Origin of the sequence: Pseudomonas sp. Sample_10 (assembly GCF_004321495.1) — a bacterium.
GTDB lineage: Bacteria > Pseudomonadota > Gammaproteobacteria > Pseudomonadales > Pseudomonadaceae > Aquipseudomonas.
In genome coordinates this window covers 16,106-34,355 of the sequence record NZ_RCOE01000307.1, presented here as the reverse complement: position 1 = coordinate 34,355, position 18,250 = coordinate 16,106, and the positions used below count along the sequence as shown (strand labels likewise).

Sequence of the window (18,250 nt, the reverse complement as noted above, 5' to 3'; positions counted from 1 at the left end):
TTCCGAGCGAGAAACTGCTCTGGAACAATGTTTTTCCCTGAATCACCATCGCCCGTTGTGGGAGCGGGCTTGCCCGCGATGGCGGTGTGTCAGCCAACCATGCGCTTGATGATCCACCGTAATTGCGGGCAAGCCCGCTCCCACAGGGTTCGGCGGTGATTGTATATCTCAGGCAAAAACGCCCCGAACCAGGTCGGGGTATCAGATGTGCGGCGTTGCGGTTGGCTTTCGGTCCGCAACGGCCAGTTGTTTAGGCCAAGCAGATCAGAGGCGACAGGTACGACCTTGCTATGCCTCGTGCCAATAGGAAAAAAACATAAAGTCTGCTGCGACTTTAAGGTTCTCTAAATACAGCTGTGCCCCCCATCAATTACCAGATCAGCACCGGTCATCCATGATGACTCATCGGATGCCAGGAGGATGGCAGCGCCCGTCATATCCGAGGGAATTCCGGCGCGCTGCATTGGAATCTCTTTTTTTCTGTTCTGCCATAGCTCTGGAGCGTCCCGCCACTGGTTGGCGTTGCCGTTGGTGGCGGTCAGTCCAGGTGAAAGGGTGTTGACCCTGATGCCATAGGGAGCCAGTTCCAAGGCACAGCTTCGTGTAAGCATCGACAGTGCTGCCTTGCTGGCTTGATACGCTGACATTCGGCTGACTGCCTTGAAGGCGCTGACCGATGAAATGTTAATGATGCTGCCGCCCTGTTTGCGTGCTATGCAATCTTTTGCAAAGCGTTGAGTTGCAAAGAAGGGGAAGCGGAGGTTGACTGCAAGGGTGCGTTCGTACTCATCGCCGCTCAGCTCCAGAAATGGAGTGCGGGTTATGAATGCGGGATTATTGACAAGTATATCTATCGGTCCGATGTCTGCGTGCGCTTTCTCGAAGAGCGCATTTACGCTACAGCTTTCGGCATCCATAAGCATGAAACTGGCCCGCTGTTCAAGACGCTCGGCTATTTCAATAACTGCACGCGCGCCGGCTTCATCAGTGCGTGCGGTAATGAAAACGTCGGCCCCCTGCGCAATGAAAGCTTCGGCTATTGCTCTTCCAATGCCTGCCGATGCGCCTGTTATTAGAGCTCGCTTACCTTTTAATCTTCCTTCCATGAAGGAACCTCCGTTTGGTGGTTGGGTGCAAATAGTTCAAGTAGGCGTAACGTTTGAATATAGAGAGGGATCTGCATTTTGCTGGCGTGGGATCTAACAAAACTATCTTGGTTAGTTACATGATAATTCAGAGCAGCGTTGGGTATAATTTCTCATCAGGATTGCACTTGCGTAAATATCTATCTGTTGAAGCTTTGTTAGTATTTCGGTTTGGTTTTGGCGAAAATTCCTACGGAACTTTCATTCGTAAATTACAGACTTTTCTGAGTTGCCGGAAAGAAATGAGTGTGTAAGGCTAATTGGGCTGGCATGAAGTGGCTGGTGTATTGAATTTTGCTGTTGTACTGGCTCTTCATGTGTCATCGGTCATAGAGAGGTCGTGTATGTCAGAGCAAAAAAATAAATATATCAACACTGCCAGATCCGTCGAAATGGGTAATCCCTCCTGGGGGCTTGCACAAGAGTCGGGGCTTACCGATTTGAGTATCGAGCATACTCGACAGGGGCGCATGCAAGACCAGAACGGTCATGAATTCATGAATATGTGCTCTTGTTCATATTTGGGGCTTGAGGTAGATGAACGTCTGGCGCGACGTGCTGCAGATTATGTGCTGAGTTGCGGTACCGTGAATTTGCCCACTTCGCGTATCCGAATAAGGTTGAAAGAGCTCGATGAGCTTGAAGACGCCTTATCTGCCCATTTCAATTGTCGAGCATTCACAGCGACTTCCTGCAGCGCGGGCATCGTCGCGTCTCTTCCCCTGCTGGCAGCCGGTATGTTTACTGATGGCCAGCGGCCCTTTTTGATCTTTGATAAACATGCCCATTTTGCACTGAACCAGGTCAAGGCCATCTGCGGTGATGAAACGCAGGTTGTCACTTGCAATCACAATGATGTCGATTTCATCGAGGATATGTGCAAGCGTCATCCTTTGGTCGCGTATGTTGCTGACGGTGCTTACAGTATGGGGGGAAGTGCGCCTATTGAGCGGCTGTTGGCTTTGCAGGACAAGTTTGGGCTGTTTCTCTACTTCGATGATTCTCATTGATTGAGCGCCTATGGCGAGCGGGGTGAGGGTTATATTCGTACTTTCCTGCCTGAGCTCAATCCGCGGACCCTGTTGGTTTATTCATTGGCCAAGGCATTTGGCGCCAATGGAGGCGGTATATTCATGTCGGAGAAGGCCAACTATCAGAAGATTTTCCGTCGTTTTGGCGGGCCAATGTCCTATTCGCAATATGTGAATCCCGCCGCTATAGGCGCTGCCATGGCTTCTCTGGATATTCACAAGACCAGTGAGCTTGGCGTTTTGCAGCAGAAGCTTAGTGCCAATATTTGCCTGTTCGACAGCTTGTTTGCGACGGAGCACGCGGGGTCGGGTCTACCGATTCGGGTTATCCCATTAGACAGTCCGGATATGGCGATTTCTGTTTCGGAGGGTGTCTTCAAACGCGGGTATTACACCTCGGCAGTATTCTTTCCCATCGTGGCCAGGAACAAATCCGGTTTGCGCGTGATGATGCGTGCAGACATGTCCCAAGAAGATGTCCGGAGCTTCTGCTCCGCTGTCCAGGCAGCGGTCAAAGAGGCCCGTCTGAACCTGAAACCTGTCCAGCGTTGAGAGGTTGCGATGTCCAATCCCACACCAAGAAGTTTGCTGTATTGCTCCGCCTTGCACCCTGAGCAATACGCCAAGAGTGCTCTGACGGATGTCATGGTGATTGATCTGGAGGACGGTGTTCCGCTCTCTGGGAAAGCTGAAGCCCGGTTGTGTGTCGAACAGTTCTATCGTTCCCGTGTTACGCAGCGTACAGCACTGCGTATCAATCCTCTGCGGGACAATCAAGGGTTGCTCGATCTGCTGCTGGTGCAATCACTTGACCAGCGGCCCGAGTTCGTTGTCCTGGCAATGACCGAAGCGGCGGCGGAGATAGAGGTGGTGCGCGCCAATTTAAGTCGTGATGGAGAAAGTCCGAAAATACTGGTCACCGTCGAAACACCGGCCTGTCTGCGGGATATTTACGCCATTGCATCGAGTGCCGATGGACTGATCTTTGGTTCCGCCGACTATGCGGCCAGCCTGGGGGTGCAGATCGGTGGCTGGAGCAACATCCTGCATGCCCGTGGGAGCATCGTCGCGGCCGCAAGCGCCGCGGGTATTCCCGCGTTCGACACCGCTTACTTCAATCTCGACGACGAGGCGGGGCTGCTGAAGGAATGCCAGGACACCCGGGAGTTGGGATTCAGTGGCAAGACCTCCATTCACCCAAGGCAGATTCCCATCATCAATGATGTGTTCACTCCTTCCATCGCTGAGTACGAACATGCTTTGGCAGTTGTGCAGGCTGCGGAGAACAGTGGTGAAAAAATCACCCGGTTGAAAAACCTCATGGTGGGACCGCCGTTTGTGAAGCAAGCCAGGAAACTTATCCAGCGCGCCCAGGAACTGGGCCTTTGAGGAGAAGGTTATGGAACCGATGATTTCGGCCCATGTACGGATCGGTGCAAATCGCTACCGGGAGTCTTATGGCTTGCACTACGAAGAGTTTGTGGTTGGGGATGTATTCGAGCACCGCCCCGGCCGAACTGTGACTGAGCTGGACAACATCTGGCAGTCACTGGTGAACATGAACAACCATCCTGCACATATCGACGTTGCTTATGCCCAGCGCACCGAATTCGGGAAATTGCTGGTCAACAGTTCGGTGACCTTGTCGATTATCAGCGGCATGACGGTAGCGACAATGAGTGCCCGGGCGATCGCAAACCTGGGCTGGGACGAAATTCGTCTGCCAAATCCGGTTTATGTCGGCGACACCTTGTACGCCGAGAGCGAGGTTGTCTCCAAGCGTGAATCCCGATCGCGTCCGGGGCAAGGCATTGTCACCATCAGGGTGATTGGTCGTAAGCAGGATGACACCCCCGTGATCACTTACCTGCGCACCTTTTTGGTTCCCAAGCAAGGGCATTCCCAAGACTACCCGGTCGGCTAGGCGTCTCGGGATGGCGATGTCGATGGATGGAGGCACTCAAGCATGAGTGCTGCCGGCTCGAGGATGGCCCGTATCTTCGAAAAGCTTTGATGGAAAAGGAAAAGCCATGCTGCTTCTTAATCGCGAAGATATCGGGCGTTGTGTCGAGTTACTAACGCTTGTTCGCGCACTCGAAAAAGCCCACCGGGGGTTTGCACTCTCGCCTCCTGTGGTTCCGCAACGTTCGATCATCACACACGAGCGACAGAAAGCATTCTCTTTGTTCATGCCGGCCTTTTTGCCCGGAAGCCAGACTCTGGGCATCAAAGTGTCGTCGTTTCATCCCGGCAACGCTATGCATGGGTTATCGGGGGTCAATGGCGCGGTTTTGCTGATCGATATCGACAGCGGGAGGTTGCTAGCCATGATTGACAGTGCAGCCCTGACGGCGATTCGTACCAGTGCCATGAGTGCCCTGGCGACGGACAAGCTCTGCCCGCGGGAGCGACTCAATCTGGCGGTGATCGGTGCTGGGGCTCAGGCCGCAGCGCATACCAAGGCGATGGCCGCTATCAGAGATCTGGGGCAGGTCAGGATATTTTCCCGTTGCCTGGCCAAAAGTGTCGCTTTGGCCGAGCGCCTGTCCATTGAGCTTGCGCTGCCGGTCGAGGCCGTCAACCGCATGGAGGAGGCGCTGGCTGATGCGGACATAGTCTGCACGACGACCTCCCATGACAGTCCACTGCCCTTGATTGGAGTGCATCAGCTCAAATCCGATGCCCATATCAATGCCATTGGTGGCAGTACGCTTCAGGCATGCGAGATCGATCCCCGGTTACTGGGCAACGCTCAAGTTCATGTCGATCATTTGGACGCCGCATGTCGTGAGTCGGGCGAAATTGCACAGGCGTTGGCGTTGTCGGTGATTGGTGTAAAGGACATCCGGGAAATCGGTGCTTTAGCCGTCGAGCAGCCTTCGCCAGTAACGCATAAACAAGGTCTGAGTTATTTCCGCAGCGTCGGCCACGCCAGTCAGGACATGGTGGTCGCTGCCTGCCTATATGACGTGGCCATGGCACGGAACATCGGCAAACACTGCGACTACCTCAGCGGCTGAGGGCTGCCAGGCGCGAAATTTGAATCGGCAATGCTACTGCTAGGGAAGGAGGAGAAGCTCATGAATATTCTGATGATCGATTCGCGGAGAGTGAATTATGTCGACCCTGGGGAGTATGTCTCGGGTTCGGCGCATCAGCCCTATAGCCTGGAGGTCACATCCCGGCCCTCGGATGAACAATTGGCCCGCGCCGACGGGATCATCGCCTTTCATTCGGTTGTCATCGACGCGCCATTGGTGGCCAGGATGCATCGATGCCGCGCGTTGGTGAAGGCGACCATTGGCCTTGATGATGTGGATGTCGAGGCTTTGAGCGCGAAAGGCATTCTTTGCTCCAACATCGGCTCTGTGGGGGCGGAGGAAGTCGCGGAGCACGCCATGGCGTTGATTCTCTTTGCCCAGCGCAAGCTTCTCGACTACGCCAGGCACACCCGGCAGGGCGGCTGGAGCTGGCGAGCTCATACTGGCGAGGTCAAAGCCTGCGCAGATACGGTCCTGGGGTTGATCGGTTATGGCGCAACAGGGCGAGCATTGGCGCGCAGAGCGGTGGCCCTGGGTTACCGGATTTGTTTTTACGATCCTTGGGTCGAGCGCTGTGTCGAAGGTATTGCGCAGGGCGGCACGCTGGAGTCGTTGCTCGATACGGCCGATGTCATATCGCTGCATTTGCCTCTTAATCCGGACACTGCGCATTTGATGAACGATGCGCGATTTTCGCGGATGAAGCACGGTGCGACCCTGGTCAATACTGCGCGAGGTGGCATCGTCGATACCAATGCTCTGCTTCTGGCCCTGCAGTCCGGGGTAGTGTCAATGGCACTGCTGGATGTCGTGCAGGAGGAACCGGCACCTCCCCAGGCCCTGATCGAACATGAGCGTGTGTTATTGACGCCGCATGCCGCGTTTTACAGCGAACGCTCTCTGGCCGATTTGAAGGCCAATGCCCTGGAAACGATTCTGGGTCTGCTACAGGGGACAAAGATCAAAACCGTGGTCAATCCCGATTGCGTATCGGGGGGAGGCAAAGGGATATGCCTGAATTAAAACTGGCGGGACTTGAAACTTCCCGATCCGGGTTGCCAGCCTGGTTCGACGTGGCGATCGGCAGCAGTATTCTTCAATACGGTCAGCGCTTGGCGGCGCGACAGCTGTTGGTCAATACGCTGGGCAATATCGCTGTACGAAGCCACTGCGCATACTGGCAGCGCGAAGTGATCTACACCAAACACCGCGGCGTCTCCCTGGAAGAGTGCGGTCTTGAACATCTGGCTGTGCTGGATATGCAGTCCGATGAGCTTTTGCACGGTCGTTTCAGACCCAGCCTGGGGCACCAGATGCACCGGGAAATCATGCGCTGTCGCGCTGATGTCAATGCCACGGTTCATCTTCATCCCAATGAAGTCATTTCCTTCTTCGCTGTCATGCAATGGCGTGAAATGGAGTACGTGTCGAACGACACGGCACTGGTGATGGGCAAGCCACCGTGCATTCTTGGTGAGGGTGTGAATGTCGAACTGGATGTCAGTGCCATTGGCCGCTGCGCCAGCGACACCAACTGCATTGTCATGCCCAGTCATGGCATTACCTGTTTTGGCCGCGACCTGTCCGAGGCGTTTCATCGTGCCGTGGCATTCACTGCGGAAATCAGTCGATTGATTACGAGCCAGTATTTATCGGCGGCCACAGGGAAGTCGGTGGTGTATGCCAGCGACGAAGAGGTCAGGCAGATGTATGAGCTCGGCGAACAGGTGATCTACGGAGGGATGCACAAATGAAGTTTCACGGACACATCTTGCGTTCCGGATTATGGAAGTCTCCGGAACGCGATCTCTCGTCGGTGTTGCTGGATCTGAATGAAAACCAGTTTCTACATGAGTTTCTGGCGCGGTTCATGGCCACCGAATTGAAGCCTCGGGATCTGTTCACCTACCCCAATTATCAGCCACTCCTTAGCGAGCTGGCAAAGTACTGCAAGGTGTCGACCGACAGCTTGCTGTTGACCAATGGGGCGGATCAGGCAATCGATCTGGTGATACGGTCGGTGTTTTCGCCCGGGGATCGGGTGGTAGTTCCTTCTCCGGTTTTTTCCTTCTATTACCAGATGCTCGACGTCAATGGCGTGGCGCCGGTGATCGTGGGCTTCGAGAAACAAGCCCAAAGATTCGTGCTGCCGACCGAGGCTGTGCTCGAGGCTTTGCAAACCTGTCAGGGACTGATCCTGTGTAACCCCAACAATCCTCTGGGCGTACGTATTGATCCTGAGCAATTGAAAGCTCTTGTCGAGACTTGTGTAAGACAAGACAAGCCGATGATCGTTGACGAATGCTACTTTGAGTACCTGCAACACTCGTGTCTGGATACATTCAACACGGCCAGGCAGTTGTTCGTCATCCGTTCGTTCTCAAAGTACTTTGGCCTTGCCGGGTTGCGTCTGGGGTATGTGATCACGCGACCGGAATCAATCCGTGAACTGATGAAGGTGCGCGGACCCTGGGATGTAAACCATGTGGCGGTGAAAGCTGCGCTGTTCTGCTTGCAGAACCGGGAAGCATTGCAGCGGGCTCACGATAAACTCGCGCAGATCAAGCGTGAAATAATCGAAGTCTGTCGGGCCAACGCGATCGTCGTATACGAAAGCGATACGAATTTTTTGCTGTTGCAGGATCAGTCCGACGGTCGTCTGGCCAACGCTTTCGCTCAGGCCAAAATTCGCGTCAGCGACTGTTCGCAGTACCCCCACAGCTTCGGCCTGCTCCACAATATGTTGCGAGTGGCCATTCCTGCTTCGTCGGATCTCAAAACATTCCTGATGGCAATATTGCTTGGCAGCGGCAGTACGGCTGCCAGCGTTCCTCACTTGCGCAGCGTCGAGGTGATTTTCAAGTGAAGGGATTGCTGAAAAGGATCGGTATGGCAGAAGGGATGCGCAATATCGTTTTGCTTCGGTTGCTGTTCGTCATGGCGAATGCCTTGGGGCCTTTTGCTGCTTTGTTTTTCCAGCGCCACTACCAGCTCGACAGTTCGGCGGTGGCCTTGGTAATCACGCTGATGTCGGCGTTCTATCTGTTGGGCAATCTGTTGGGCGGGGTGCTGATCGGTCGTTGTTCCTTCCGGGTGCTATTGATCTGTACCTCGTCTTGTTCATCGGTGTTTTTGTTGTTTGCTGCACTGTTCAGCTCATCGATCGCATCCATTGTGATGGTGCTGCTGTTCATGCTGTGTGCGGGCCTGATCACGCCGGTATTTAGTGTCCTCACGTCCTTGGCGGCGGATGAAAGCAATCGCGTCGCCAACTTTGGCTATTTACACCTGGCCAGCAATCTGGGGGGGCGCGCTGCTGTTCGTGATTGGTGGGTATTTGCTCGGCCTGGACAGTCACTACCTGATGATTTTTGCGATGGTCGTGAGTGTGTTGTGCCTTTTGGCGAGTATCTTTCTGGCTCTGCCGGAACGCCAGAGCGCCGTACCTGAAGCCAGAAGGGCTTCCATCGGCGCACTGGTTGATGTGCCAAGGATCGTGATCGTTGCGGGCGCAATGTTCTTTGCGTTGTCGGTGCTGGATGCGCAGCGTGAATATCAGCTGCCTCTATGGCTTGACGTGGTAACGGCGGGGAAGGCCGCCAGCGTGTTCGGTGCTGTAGGTATCGTCAATGCGTTGATGGTGATCGTGTTGACGCAACCACTGATAGCGTTGACGTCGCGTTTCGGGGCGCTCACCAATCTGTCCCTGGCTGCGGTTTTTTACGGTATCGGATTTGGCGCCTATGCCTTTTTCGAGCAGACAGTTCTGATCCTGTCGTTTGTTTTCTTCTGGACGCTGGGTGAGATTCTCGGCATTACCTACATCACCGCGCTGATTTCACAGAAAACCACATTGCAAACCCAGGCCAGTCTTTTTTCCCTTATTCCGATCGTGCTGGCGGGGGCGAGGATGGTATCCGTAGGGCTGGGCGCCTCGTTGATCAGCGGGGTCGGTTTCCAGCTGAGTTGGAGTCTTTATGGGCTGTTGGGCCTCCTGTTCGGAGGCGGCTGTCTTTTGGTTGCTGCCAGGACGGCTGTAGCGCCCCGTATTTCATCGCCGGACAGGAACTGAAGCAAATCGACCGGTAACTTTTAAGGAGTGTGAGCCGAGCGAGTCGTTGTTCAGCTCCTGCAATGTTGAGGAACCTCTATGCGACCACAGTATGATCCAGTCTGGGTTGAAAGTACGGCTCAGGCCAAATGGCTTCAAGGTGATGTATTCAGGGCGGTCGAAGATCAAAGTCGGCCGAAGTTTTATGCCTGCTCGATGCTTCCCTATCCATCGGGAAAGTTGCATATGGGGCACGTTCGCAACTATACGATCAACGACATGTTGGCCCGTCATTTACGCATGAAAGGGTTCAATGTCCTGATGCCGATGGGCTGGGATGCTTTTGGTTTGCCGGCAGAGAATGCGGCCATGCAGTCGGGTGTTTCTCCCGCCGAGTGGACACGACTGAACATTGCGGACATGAAGGCGCAAATGCAGCCGCTGGGGCTGGCCTTCGATTGGTCGCGCGAGATCGCCACCAGCGACCCACAGTATTACAAATGGAGTCAGTGGTTCTTCCTCAAGTTGCTGGAAAAGGGCGTGGCCTACAAGAAAACCCAGATAGTCAACTGGGACCCTGTCGACCAAACGGTGCTGGCCAATGAGCAGGTGATCGAAGGTCGAGGCTGGCGCTCGGGGGCGCTGGTCGAGAAGCGGGAAATTCCCGGGTACTACCTGCGTATCACGCAATATGCCGAAGAGTTGCTATCGGCCATCGACACGCTGGATGGCTGGCCCGACAGGGTGCGCACCATGCAGCGCAACTGGATCGGCAAGGCCAGCGGTGTTCGTCTGGCATTTGCCCACCAGATCCGGGATGCGTCGGAGCAACTTATCGATGCAGGCAAGCTGTGGGTGTTCACAACCCGGGTGGATACGCTGATGGGGGTGACCTTCTGTGCCATTTCTCCCGAGCATGCACTGGCCAGGCGGGCTCTGGAGCTTGATCCGAGCCTGGAGTTGCAGGTGCGGGCGTGTCGTCAAGCGGCGGATGCCGGTCCCGCCTCCAGCGTTCAGGTCAAGATCGGCGTTCCCAGCGGTTTGCACGTCGAGCACCCGTTGACCGGTGAGCCTGTCGCACTGTGGATTACCAACTATGTGCTCAGCGAATACGGTGAAGGGGCCCTGATGGCCGTGCCTGCCCACGATGAGCGTGACTTCAACTTTGCCCATCAATACGGTTTGCCTGTTCGCCAGGTCATTGCCTCCGATGATCAGGCGTACGAGCCCGAGGTCTGGTCAGACGATTACACCCGTCGGGACGGCCATCTGATCAACTCCGGCACCTTCGATGGGCTGACAGTCGAACAGGCCACTCAGGCCATCGTCGCGGCGTTGGTTGAATGTGGCATGGGCGAGGAAACCACCACGTGGCGCCTGCGCGATTGGGGGATTTCACGGCAGCGGTACTGGGGAACCCCAATTCCCATCATCCATTGTGAACAATGTGGCGACATCCCGGTACCTTACGCAGATCTGCCCGTGGTGTTACCCACCGATTGTGTTCCCGACGGCAGCGCAAACCCGTTACTGGAACATGAAGGATTTCGCCATGTGGCTTGCCCTCGCTGCGCGGCGCCGGCGCTTCGAGAAACGGACACCATGGATACCTTCGTCGACTCAAGCTGGTACTTCATGCGCTACTGCGATCCCGACAGTGCTACCGCGATGGTGGGGCCAGGCAGCCAATACTGGATGCCCGTCGATCAATACATCGGCGGTATCGAGCATGCTGTGCTGCATTTGCTGTACGCCAGGTTCTGGACCCGGGCTATGCGGGATGAAGGGCTGGTGGCGTTCAGCGAACCGTTCAAGAACCTGTTCACCCAAGGCATGCTGTTGCGGGAAAGTTATTACCGCAAAGCGGATGATGGCAGTCGGCGATGGTTTTATCCCGCGCAGGTGACGGTCGAGTACGATGAAAAAGGTCGCCCGGTAAAGGCTACGGCGCTTGAGGACGGTTTGCCCGTCACCATTGGCGGCGTGGAGAAAATGTCCAAGTCGAAGAACAACGTCGTCGAGCCGAAGGACATCATCAACACGTTCGGCGCCGACACTGCCCGTTTGTTTACTATTTTCGCGGGACCTCCCGACCAGGACACGATCTGGAGCGACAGTGGGGTGGAGGGTGCTTATCGCTTCCTGCGCCGGCTATGGACTTTTGCCTGTGACAGCCGGGCCCCGGATGGTGGGGATGCTCGGGTTGAGGACGTTGCCGAATCCAGACGCGTGCGCTTTGAGATACATCGCTTGCTGCAGCAGATCAACAACGATTACGAACGGCTGCAATACAACACTGTGGTTTCGGGTGCGATGAAGATGTTCAAGGTGCTGGAGGGCGGCAGGTCGGCTGGCCCGCACGCGGCCCGTGAGGGGATGGCGATCCTGTTGCAGGTCCTGTATCCCGTTACGCCGCACATCGCCCAGACACTCTGGGCGGAACTGGGTTTCGCAGGTGACATCTACGACAGTTCGTGGCCGGTACCCGACAATGAAGCCTTGAAACAGAACGAAGTAAAAATGATGGTGCAAGTCAACGGCAAGTTGCGTGGGGACATCATGATCCAGGTTGATGCCGATCACGATGCGATACGGAGCCAGGCATTGGCTGATCCGGTGTTGCGCAGTTATCTGGAAGGCGCGGGCAGGATGATTGTGGTGCCCAATCGACTGGTTAACTTCGTTATCTGATTCCCGGTCGCTCACTCCGCTTAGAGATGGAGCAACGTTTTTGCCCAGACTGCCGCCGACCTTTGTAGGAGCTGACGAGTGAAACGAGGCTGCGATCTTTTGACTTTGTTTTTTAGAAGCAAGATCAAAAGATCGCAGCCTCGTTTCACTCGTCAGCTCCTACCGGGGTTTTGCAGTGTTGGTTAAATCGCAGACAAAAAAACGCCCCGAACCAGGCGGTCGGGGCGTCAGATGTGCAGCGCTGCGGTTAGCTTTCTATCCGGTCCGCAGCGGCTGATGTCTCAGGCGAAGCAGATCAGTGGAACTGTTCTTCTTCAGTCGAGCCGGTCAGTGCGGTTACCGAAGACGAGCCACCCTGGATCACGGTGGTCATGTCGTCGAAGTAGCCGGTGCCCACTTCCTGCTGGTGAGCCACGAAGGTGTAGCCCTTCGATGCGTCAGCGAATTCCTGCTCTTGCAGCTTCACGTAGGCAGTCATGTCGTTGCGGGCGTAGTCGTGCGCCAGGTTGAACATGCTGTGCCACATGTTGTGAATGCCGGCCAGGGTGATGAACTGGTGCTTGTAGCCCATGGCGGACAGTTCGCGCTGGAACTTGGCGATGGTCGCGTCGTCCAGGTTCTTCTTCCAGTTGAAGGAAGGCGAGCAGTTGTAGGACAGCAGTTGGTCCGGGTATTCCTTTTTGATCGCTTCAGCGAAGCGACGCGCCTCTTCCAGGTCTGGCTTGGCGGTTTCGCACCAGATCAGGTCGGCGTACGGAGCGTAAGCCAGGCCACGAGCGATCGCCTGGTCCAGGCCGGCGCGCACTTTGTAGAAACCTTCCTGGGTGCGTTCGCCCGTTACGAACGGCTGGTCGTACGGGTCGCAGTCGGAAGTCAGCAGGTCCGCAGCGTTCGCGTCGGTACGAGCCAGGATGATGGTCGGCGTACCGGCAACGTCAGCAGCCAGACGTGCAGCGGTCAGCTTCTGTACGGCTTCCTGGGTAGGAACCAGTACTTTGCCACCCATGTGGCCGCATTTCTTCACGGAAGCCAATTGGTCTTCGAAGTGAACGCCGGCGGCGCCTGCTTCGATCATGCTCTTCATCAGCTCGTAAGCGTTCAGTACGCCGCCGAAACCGGCTTCAGCGTCAGCCACGATCGGTGCGAAGTAGTCGATGTAGCCGTCATCGCCCGGGTTCTTGCCGGCTTTCCACTGGATCTGGTCGGCACGACGGAACGAGTTGTTGATGCGCTTGACCACGGTTGGAACCGAGTCCACCGGGTACAGCGACTGGTCCGGGTACATCGATTCGGCGGAGTTGTTGTCCGCAGCCACTTGCCAGCCCGACAGGTAGATTGCCTGGATACCGGCTTTGACTTGTTGCACAGCCTGGCCGCCGGTCAGGGCGCCCATGCAGTTGACGAAATCTTTCTCAGGACGGAAGGCTGGCTTGGCACCCTGGGTAACCAGGTTCCACAGCTTCTCGGCGCCCATTTTTGCAAAGGTGTGCTCAGGTTGAACCGAGCCACGCAGGCGGACGACGTCAGCAGCGGAGTAAGTGCGTGTCACGCCTTTCCAGCGCGGGTTTTCAGCCCAGTCTTTTTCGAGGGCTGCAATTTGCTGTTCGCGTGTCAGTGCCATGGAGATAAACCTCGTCGCGTCTTTTATGAAAAGTTGTTCTGCGGTGGAAAATTCCTGCGCTCGCTGACCAGAAGCTTAGGCGGTCAAGTCGGATTCGGCGGGGGTGGCGACGGGATGAACGATGGGCTCGAGGGGAAGTGAGCAGGTAAGGGCGAACTGGTGGGCGCATTGGGGCGTCGTGGGCCTTGGTGCGAACTTCAGTGTGATGCCGGGTTTACCTAAATACGCTTCCGTCCCTCGGGACAACTTCGTTCCAGTCGGCAACCTCGTCAAACACACCTTGTGGGCGGTACAGACACGAAACGGCTCGCGGGGTAGGTGCGGGCGGCGCTTCGAAGGCCCTTGCCAGGGCCTCTGATTAGCGGGAGCGAGGCCATCATGCCTTTGCTTTTTTGGCTCGTCAAACGTTTTGTAGTGCTTTTTTTCAGGCACTACATCTTTGGTCTAATACGACTAATCAGTCAGTTTTCGATGACTTAGTCCAAAGTGTCGACTTTCACGCGCAGGGTCATGTCATTGCGGCTCTGTGTCGAGTAGCTGCGGGCTATGCCCTGTTTGTCGGCCTGGGTCTGGCCATTGACCCCGGCCAGCAGGATCCATTCACCAAGACGTCCGGTGACGGTTGTGTCGGTACTTTGTACGTTCACTACATCGGGACGTTCCTGGCTCAAGCGGTCACGGTTGGTACTGATCGACAGGTGGACGATTTCGCCGGTGACGTTGGCGGTGACGTAAAAACCCTGGGTGACGTTGCGGTATTCAGTCTGGCTGCGCAGGTCGCCGTAGGAGTCGCTCTGGGTGCTGGTCAGCGGTACGCTCTGGCCGACCTGGATCAGCGCCGGCATGCCATCGGTGGCCTGGACTTGTTGAATTCCGCCGTCACGACTGGCGGTGCTACGGCTGATGATGCGAGTTTGGCCGGGCTTGGCGCCGTTGACTGAATAACCCTGATCGCCCTGTACGTTGTTGTCGTTGGTGTCGACGGTGATCAGCAGGCGCTTGGGTGCGGTGTCGAGTTGGCCGATCAGCGCTTTAAGTTCGTCGATCTTGCGTTGATCGGCATTGACTATTAACTGATTTCCGTAGGCGCTGACGTTGCCGTCCTTGCCGATGAAGTCTTGTGCCACGGGTAACATGTCGGCGCTGGTGTGGTAATTCAAAGGCACGATTTCGGTGGCTGCCATGACCGAAAAACTGCAGCTCACCAGCAGTGTGGTGAGCAGGGTGCGTAGGGACATATCCGTTATCTCCGCAATCAAAGGCTTGATATTGCCAGTTTGTCGGCCTGGGGTGGGGCAAGTTGAATCGTAGACAGCAAAACGCCCCGGCATCTCGCGATGTCGGGGCGTTTTGTGATGCGATCGAAGCTTTTGTGGCGAGGGAGCTTGCTCCCGCTGGGCTGCGCAGCGGCCCTAAAATTTTCAGGGCCGCTTCGCGTCCCAGCGGGAGCAAGCTCCCTCGCCACAGGGATCAAACCTTAAGCCTTAAGCCTTAAGCCTTAAGCCTTAAGCCTTAAACCTCAGGCAGAATGGCGAACCATGTCCACATGCGGGATTCCGGCTTCGAGGAACTCCTCACTGACCATGTTGAAACCCAGGCGTTCATAGAACGCCGTGGCTTGCACCTGGGCGCTGAGCATTTGCTGCTTGAGCCCGCGTTCTTCGGCTTCACCGATTACGGCCTGCATCAGCGCGTCGCCGACTTTCAAGCCGCGCCAGTCCTTGAGGACCGACACCCGGCCGATGTGACCGTCCGGCAGCAGGCGTGCGGTGCCAATGGGGAAGTCGCCTTCGAATGCAAGGAAATGCACGGCCGTTGCATCGTCGGCGTCCCATTCCAGTTCAGGCGGTACGCATTGCTCGGCGACGAACACCGTTTCACGAATGCGCCGGATCTCGGCGTTGTCCTTTTGCCAGTCTGCGACACGTACGTGAATCTTATTCATCGGCGAACCCCAGGCTTCCTTGCTTGACCAGCTCGCAGAGCAGGCCGCGACCGTCTTCGTCGCTGAGCCAATCGCCAAGGTTGTCGACGTGCAGGGCGTCGGCGGCGCAGATCATCTTCAGCAGTTCGCGCAGTTTGCCCGGCAGATAACGACTCTGGCCGCTGGCGAACAACAGCAAGTCGTCATCGACTTCCGACCAGGCCAGGCGCGCGCTCGGGTTGCGGATCAAGACGGCGCCTTGCTCCAGCGCACCCAGGACGTCGTCTTCTGCGAGGTCTTCAGGGCCGACCACCAGCTCTGGATAGCGCGGCTCGGTCATGAACTGGCCGAACCAGGTCAGCAGCAGGCGCTCGTCGCTCATGTGTTCGGCCAGCAGGCTTTTCAGGCGATCGAGGGCGTCGTGCTGGATCTGGTGCGGGTCGGCGGCCGGCAAGGCGTCGGCGTCGGTGTAGCGTTCTTCGTCCGGCAGGAACTGGCTGAGGAAGTCGGTGAAGTGAGTCAGCACTTCAGCGGCGCTCGGTGCGCGGAAGCCGACCGAGTAGGTCAGGCAGTCGTCGACGGCGACGCCGCAGTGGGCCAGGCGCGGCGGCAGGTACAGCATGTCGCCCGGCTCCAGGACCCATTCATCGGTCGCTTCGAAATCAGCGAGGATGCGCAAGTCGGCGTGTTGCAGCAGCGGGCTTTCGGAATCGCACATCTGGCCAATCTTCCAGTTGCGCTTGCCGTGGCCTTGCAGCAGGAAAACATCGTAGTTGTCGAAGTGCGGACCGACGCTGCCACCCGGGGCAGCAAAGCTGATCATCACATCGTCGATGCGCCAGCTTGGCAGGAAACGGAAGTTTTCCAGCAGTTCACTGACTTCCGGTACGAACTGGTCGACCGCTTGAACCAGCAGGGTCCAGTCGCGCTCCGGCAACTTGCTGAATTCGTCCTCGGCAAACGGGCCGCGACGCAGTTCCCATGGACGCTCGCCGTTCTCGATGATCAGGCGCGATTCAACTTCTTCTTCCAGCGCCAGGCCGGCCAGTTCGTCGGCGTCGATCGGGCTTTCGAAATCAGGAATCGCCTGACGGATCAGCAGTGGTTTTTTCTGCCAGTAGTCGCGCAGGAATTCCCGTGCAGTGATGCCGCCCAGAAGTTGAAGAGGAGTGTCAGGATTCATGTGTAACCTATTGAAAAAAAGCACTTTTCATACGGGAATAAAAACGCCCGGCGCGGCCGGGCGTCTTAAAGGGGTCCAGCGGTCGATCAGATGCGTTTGGCTTGCTCTACAGCGTTACCGATGTAGTTGGCCGGGGTGAGCAATTTCAGCTCGGCCTTGGCGGCGGCTGGCATGTCCAGGCCGTCGATGAAAGTCTGCAGCGCTTGCGGGCTGATGCCCTTGCCGCGGGTCAATTCTTTCAGCTTTTCGTACGGGTTTTCGATGTTGTAGCGACGCATCACGGTCTGGATCGGCTCGGCCAATACTTCCCAGCACGCGTCCAGGTCAGCGGCAATCTTCTGATCGTTGAGCTCCAGTTTGCTGATGCCCTTGAGGCTGGCTTCGTACGCGATCACGCTGTGGGCGAAGCCGACACCGAGGTTGCGCAGTACGGTGGAGTCGGTCAGGTCGCGCTGCCAGCGGGAGATCGGCAGTTTGCTCGCCAGGTGCTGGAACAGTGCGTTGGCGATGCCCAGGTTGCCTTCGGAGTTTTCGAAGTCGATCGGGTTGACCTTGTGCGGCATGGTCGACGAACCGATTTCGCCAGCGATGGTGCGCTGTTTGAAATAACCCAGGGAGATGTAGCCCCAGATATCACGGTCGAAGTCGATCAGAATGGTGTTGAAGCGGGCGATCGCGTCGAACAGCTCGGCAATGTAGTCATGCGGCTCGATCTGCGTGGTGTACGGGTTGAAGCCCAGGCCCAGCTCGTCTTCGATGAAGGCGCGGGCGTTGGCTTCCCAGTCGATCTCGGGGTAGGCCGACAGGTGAGCGTTGTAGTTGCCGACAGCGCCGTTGATCTTGCCCAGCAGTGGCACGGCAGCGACTTGAGCGATCTGGCGCTCCAGGCGGTAGACCACGTTGGCCAGTTCTTTGCCCAGGGTGGTCGGCGAGGCCGGTTGACCGTGGGTGCGCGACAGCATCGGCACGTCGGCGAAGCGGATGGCCAGCTCGCGGATGGCGTTGGCGGTCTGGCGCATCAGCGGCAGCATCACGTCATCACGGCCTTCGCGCAGCATCAGGGCGTGGGACAGGTTGTTGATGTCCTCGCTGGTGCAGGCAAAGTGGATGAATTCGCTGACCTTGGCCAACTCCGGCAGTTTGGCCGCTTGCTCTTTGAGCAGGTATTCGATGGCTTTGACGTCGTGGTTGGTGGTGCGCTCGATCTCTTTGACGCGCTCGGCGTGTTCCAGAGAGAAATTTTCCGCCAGGGCATTCAATACAGCGTTGGCTTCGGCGGAGAACGCCGGCACTTCGCTGATGGCAGGGTGAGCGGCCAGGCGCTGGAGCCAGCGCACTTCAACCAGAACGCGGGCACGGATCAGGCCGTACTCGCTGAAAATTGGGCGCAGGGCCTGGGTTTTGCCGGCGTAGCGGCCGTCAACAGGGGAAACCGCAGTGAGCGAAGAAAGCTGCATGGGGTGTTCTCGGACAGTCGGGCAACGAAATGGGGCGCGTATCATACATGAAAAAATCCGCCGGTCCGTCGCCAACTGACCGGCGTATTACGCGTATTGCTAGGTT

Annotated in this window: 17 protein-coding genes; 11 read left to right on the top strand and 6 right to left on the bottom strand. The window is 56.7% G+C overall.

All coding sequences use genetic code 11. The features are described 5' to 3' along the window. Positions 1-344: 344 nt before the first annotated feature. Positions 345-1,106, bottom strand: a complete 762-nt coding sequence (locus tag D8U18_RS28635; protein WP_015094377.1) for an SDR family oxidoreductase — start codon at positions 1,104-1,106, stop codon at positions 345-347. 383 nt (positions 1,107-1,489) lie between these two features. Here D8U18_RS28635 and D8U18_RS29195 point away from each other — a divergent pair, with 383 nt between their 5' ends. From D8U18_RS29195 to leuS, 11 genes are all read left to right on the top strand, one after another. Continuing rightward, positions 1,490-2,155: a hypothetical protein gene (locus D8U18_RS29195; protein WP_241664369.1), complete on the top strand. Its 666-nt coding sequence runs from the start codon at positions 1,490-1,492 to the stop codon at positions 2,153-2,155. Beyond that, entirely contained in the window at positions 2,156-2,728 is a 573-nt protein-coding gene (locus D8U18_RS29190; protein WP_241664368.1) for an aminotransferase class I/II-fold pyridoxal phosphate-dependent enzyme, read from the top strand. Positions 2,729-2,737: 9 nt separating this feature from the next. Further along, entirely contained in the window at positions 2,738-3,565 is an 828-nt protein-coding gene (locus D8U18_RS28625) for a CoA ester lyase (protein WP_015094379.1), read from the top strand. A gap of 10 nt (positions 3,566-3,575) precedes the next feature. After that, positions 3,576-4,100, top strand: a complete 525-nt coding sequence (locus tag D8U18_RS28620) for a MaoC family dehydratase (protein ID WP_015094380.1) — start codon at positions 3,576-3,578, stop codon at positions 4,098-4,100. 106 nt (positions 4,101-4,206) lie between these two features. Continuing rightward, a complete protein-coding gene (locus D8U18_RS28615; RefSeq protein ID WP_015094381.1) occupies positions 4,207-5,196 on the top strand; it encodes an ornithine cyclodeaminase family protein in 990 nt (329 codons plus the stop codon). Positions 5,197-5,268: 72 nt separating this feature from the next. Next, positions 5,269-6,240 carry a C-terminal binding protein gene (locus D8U18_RS28610; RefSeq protein ID WP_241664367.1) on the top strand — a complete coding sequence of 324 codons (972 nt, stop codon included), beginning with the start codon at positions 5,269-5,271 and terminating at the stop codon, positions 6,238-6,240. Next, positions 6,228-6,971, top strand: a complete 744-nt coding sequence (locus D8U18_RS28605) for a class II aldolase/adducin family protein (protein WP_015094383.1) — start codon at positions 6,228-6,230, stop codon at positions 6,969-6,971. The genes D8U18_RS28610 and D8U18_RS28605 overlap by 13 nt, the downstream gene beginning before the upstream one ends. Beyond that, entirely contained in the window at positions 6,968-8,083 is a 1,116-nt protein-coding gene (locus D8U18_RS28600; protein ID WP_131109282.1) for a histidinol-phosphate transaminase, read from the top strand. Before D8U18_RS28605 ends, D8U18_RS28600 begins: the two co-directional genes overlap by 4 nt. Continuing rightward, positions 8,080-8,667 carry an MFS transporter gene (locus D8U18_RS29185; RefSeq protein ID WP_241664366.1) on the top strand — a complete coding sequence of 196 codons (588 nt, stop codon included), beginning with the start codon at positions 8,080-8,082 and terminating at the stop codon, positions 8,665-8,667. Before D8U18_RS28600 ends, D8U18_RS29185 begins: the two co-directional genes overlap by 4 nt. Continuing rightward, positions 8,582-9,289: a hypothetical protein gene (locus D8U18_RS29180; RefSeq protein ID WP_241664365.1), complete on the top strand. Its 708-nt coding sequence runs from the start codon at positions 8,582-8,584 to the stop codon at positions 9,287-9,289. Before D8U18_RS29185 ends, D8U18_RS29180 begins: the two co-directional genes overlap by 86 nt. Positions 9,290-9,367: 78 nt before the next feature. Beyond that, a complete protein-coding gene (leuS, locus tag D8U18_RS28590) occupies positions 9,368-11,959 on the top strand; it encodes a leucine--tRNA ligase (protein ID WP_015094386.1) in 2,592 nt (863 codons plus the stop codon). 295 nt (positions 11,960-12,254) lie between these two features. Here leuS and aceA read toward each other — a convergent pair whose 3' ends face one another. The 5 genes from aceA to purB all read right to left on the bottom strand — a co-directional run bounded on the left by aceA (position 12,255) and on the right by purB (position 18,144). Further along, entirely contained in the window at positions 12,255-13,580 is a 1,326-nt protein-coding gene (gene aceA, locus D8U18_RS28585; RefSeq protein ID WP_056854618.1) for an isocitrate lyase, read from the bottom strand. A 476-nt stretch (positions 13,581-14,056) separates the two neighbouring features. After that, positions 14,057-14,818 (bottom strand): secretin N-terminal domain-containing protein, encoded by a 762-nt coding sequence (locus D8U18_RS28580; RefSeq protein WP_056854617.1) that lies wholly within the window; start codon positions 14,816-14,818, stop codon positions 14,057-14,059. Positions 14,819-15,099: 281 nt separating this feature from the next. Beyond that, positions 15,100-15,525, bottom strand: coding sequence for a GNAT family N-acetyltransferase (locus D8U18_RS28570; protein WP_111287945.1), 426 nt, complete (start codon positions 15,523-15,525; stop codon positions 15,100-15,102). Continuing rightward, positions 15,518-16,687 carry a cupin domain-containing protein gene (locus D8U18_RS28565; protein ID WP_130906286.1) on the bottom strand — a complete coding sequence of 390 codons (1,170 nt, stop codon included), beginning with the start codon at positions 16,685-16,687 and terminating at the stop codon, positions 15,518-15,520. The genes D8U18_RS28570 and D8U18_RS28565 overlap by 8 nt, the downstream gene beginning before the upstream one ends. A gap of 86 nt (positions 16,688-16,773) precedes the next feature. After that, on the bottom strand, positions 16,774-18,144 hold the full coding sequence (gene purB, locus D8U18_RS28560) for an adenylosuccinate lyase (RefSeq protein ID WP_131109278.1): 1,371 nt from the start codon (positions 18,142-18,144) through the stop codon (positions 16,774-16,776). Positions 18,145-18,250 lie beyond the last annotated feature (106 nt).

Bases quoted from the DNA above. Each gene is read 5' to 3' on its own strand.
- D8U18_RS28580 (WP_056854617.1), bottom strand. From the start codon at position 14,818: ATGTCCCTACGCACCCTGCTCACCACACTGCTGGTGAGCTGCAGTTTT.
- D8U18_RS28600 (WP_131109282.1), top strand. From the start codon at position 6,968: ATGAAGTTTCACGGACACATCTTGCGTTCCGGATTATGGAAGTCTCCG.
- D8U18_RS28565 (WP_130906286.1), bottom strand. From the start codon at position 16,687: ATGAATCCTGACACTCCTCTTCAACTTCTGGGCGGCATCACTGCACGG.
- D8U18_RS28610 (WP_241664367.1), top strand. From the start codon at position 5,269: ATGATCGATTCGCGGAGAGTGAATTATGTCGACCCTGGGGAGTATGTC.
- D8U18_RS28625 (WP_015094379.1), top strand. From the start codon at position 2,738: ATGTCCAATCCCACACCAAGAAGTTTGCTGTATTGCTCCGCCTTGCAC.
- purB (WP_131109278.1), bottom strand. From the start codon at position 18,144: ATGCAGCTTTCTTCGCTCACTGCGGTTTCCCCTGTTGACGGCCGCTAC.
- D8U18_RS28570 (WP_111287945.1), bottom strand. From the start codon at position 15,525: ATGAATAAGATTCACGTACGTGTCGCAGACTGGCAAAAGGACAACGCC.
- D8U18_RS29195 (WP_241664369.1), top strand. From the start codon at position 1,490: ATGTCAGAGCAAAAAAATAAATATATCAACACTGCCAGATCCGTCGAA.
- D8U18_RS28615 (WP_015094381.1), top strand. From the start codon at position 4,207: ATGCTGCTTCTTAATCGCGAAGATATCGGGCGTTGTGTCGAGTTACTA.
- leuS (WP_015094386.1), top strand. From the start codon at position 9,368: ATGCGACCACAGTATGATCCAGTCTGGGTTGAAAGTACGGCTCAGGCC.
- D8U18_RS28605 (WP_015094383.1), top strand. From the start codon at position 6,228: ATGCCTGAATTAAAACTGGCGGGACTTGAAACTTCCCGATCCGGGTTG.
- D8U18_RS29180 (WP_241664365.1), top strand. From the start codon at position 8,582: ATGATTTTTGCGATGGTCGTGAGTGTGTTGTGCCTTTTGGCGAGTATC.
- D8U18_RS28620 (WP_015094380.1), top strand. From the start codon at position 3,576: ATGGAACCGATGATTTCGGCCCATGTACGGATCGGTGCAAATCGCTAC.
- D8U18_RS28635 (WP_015094377.1), bottom strand. From the start codon at position 1,106: ATGGAAGGAAGATTAAAAGGTAAGCGAGCTCTAATAACAGGCGCATCG.
- aceA (WP_056854618.1), bottom strand. From the start codon at position 13,580: ATGGCACTGACACGCGAACAGCAAATTGCAGCCCTCGAAAAAGACTGG.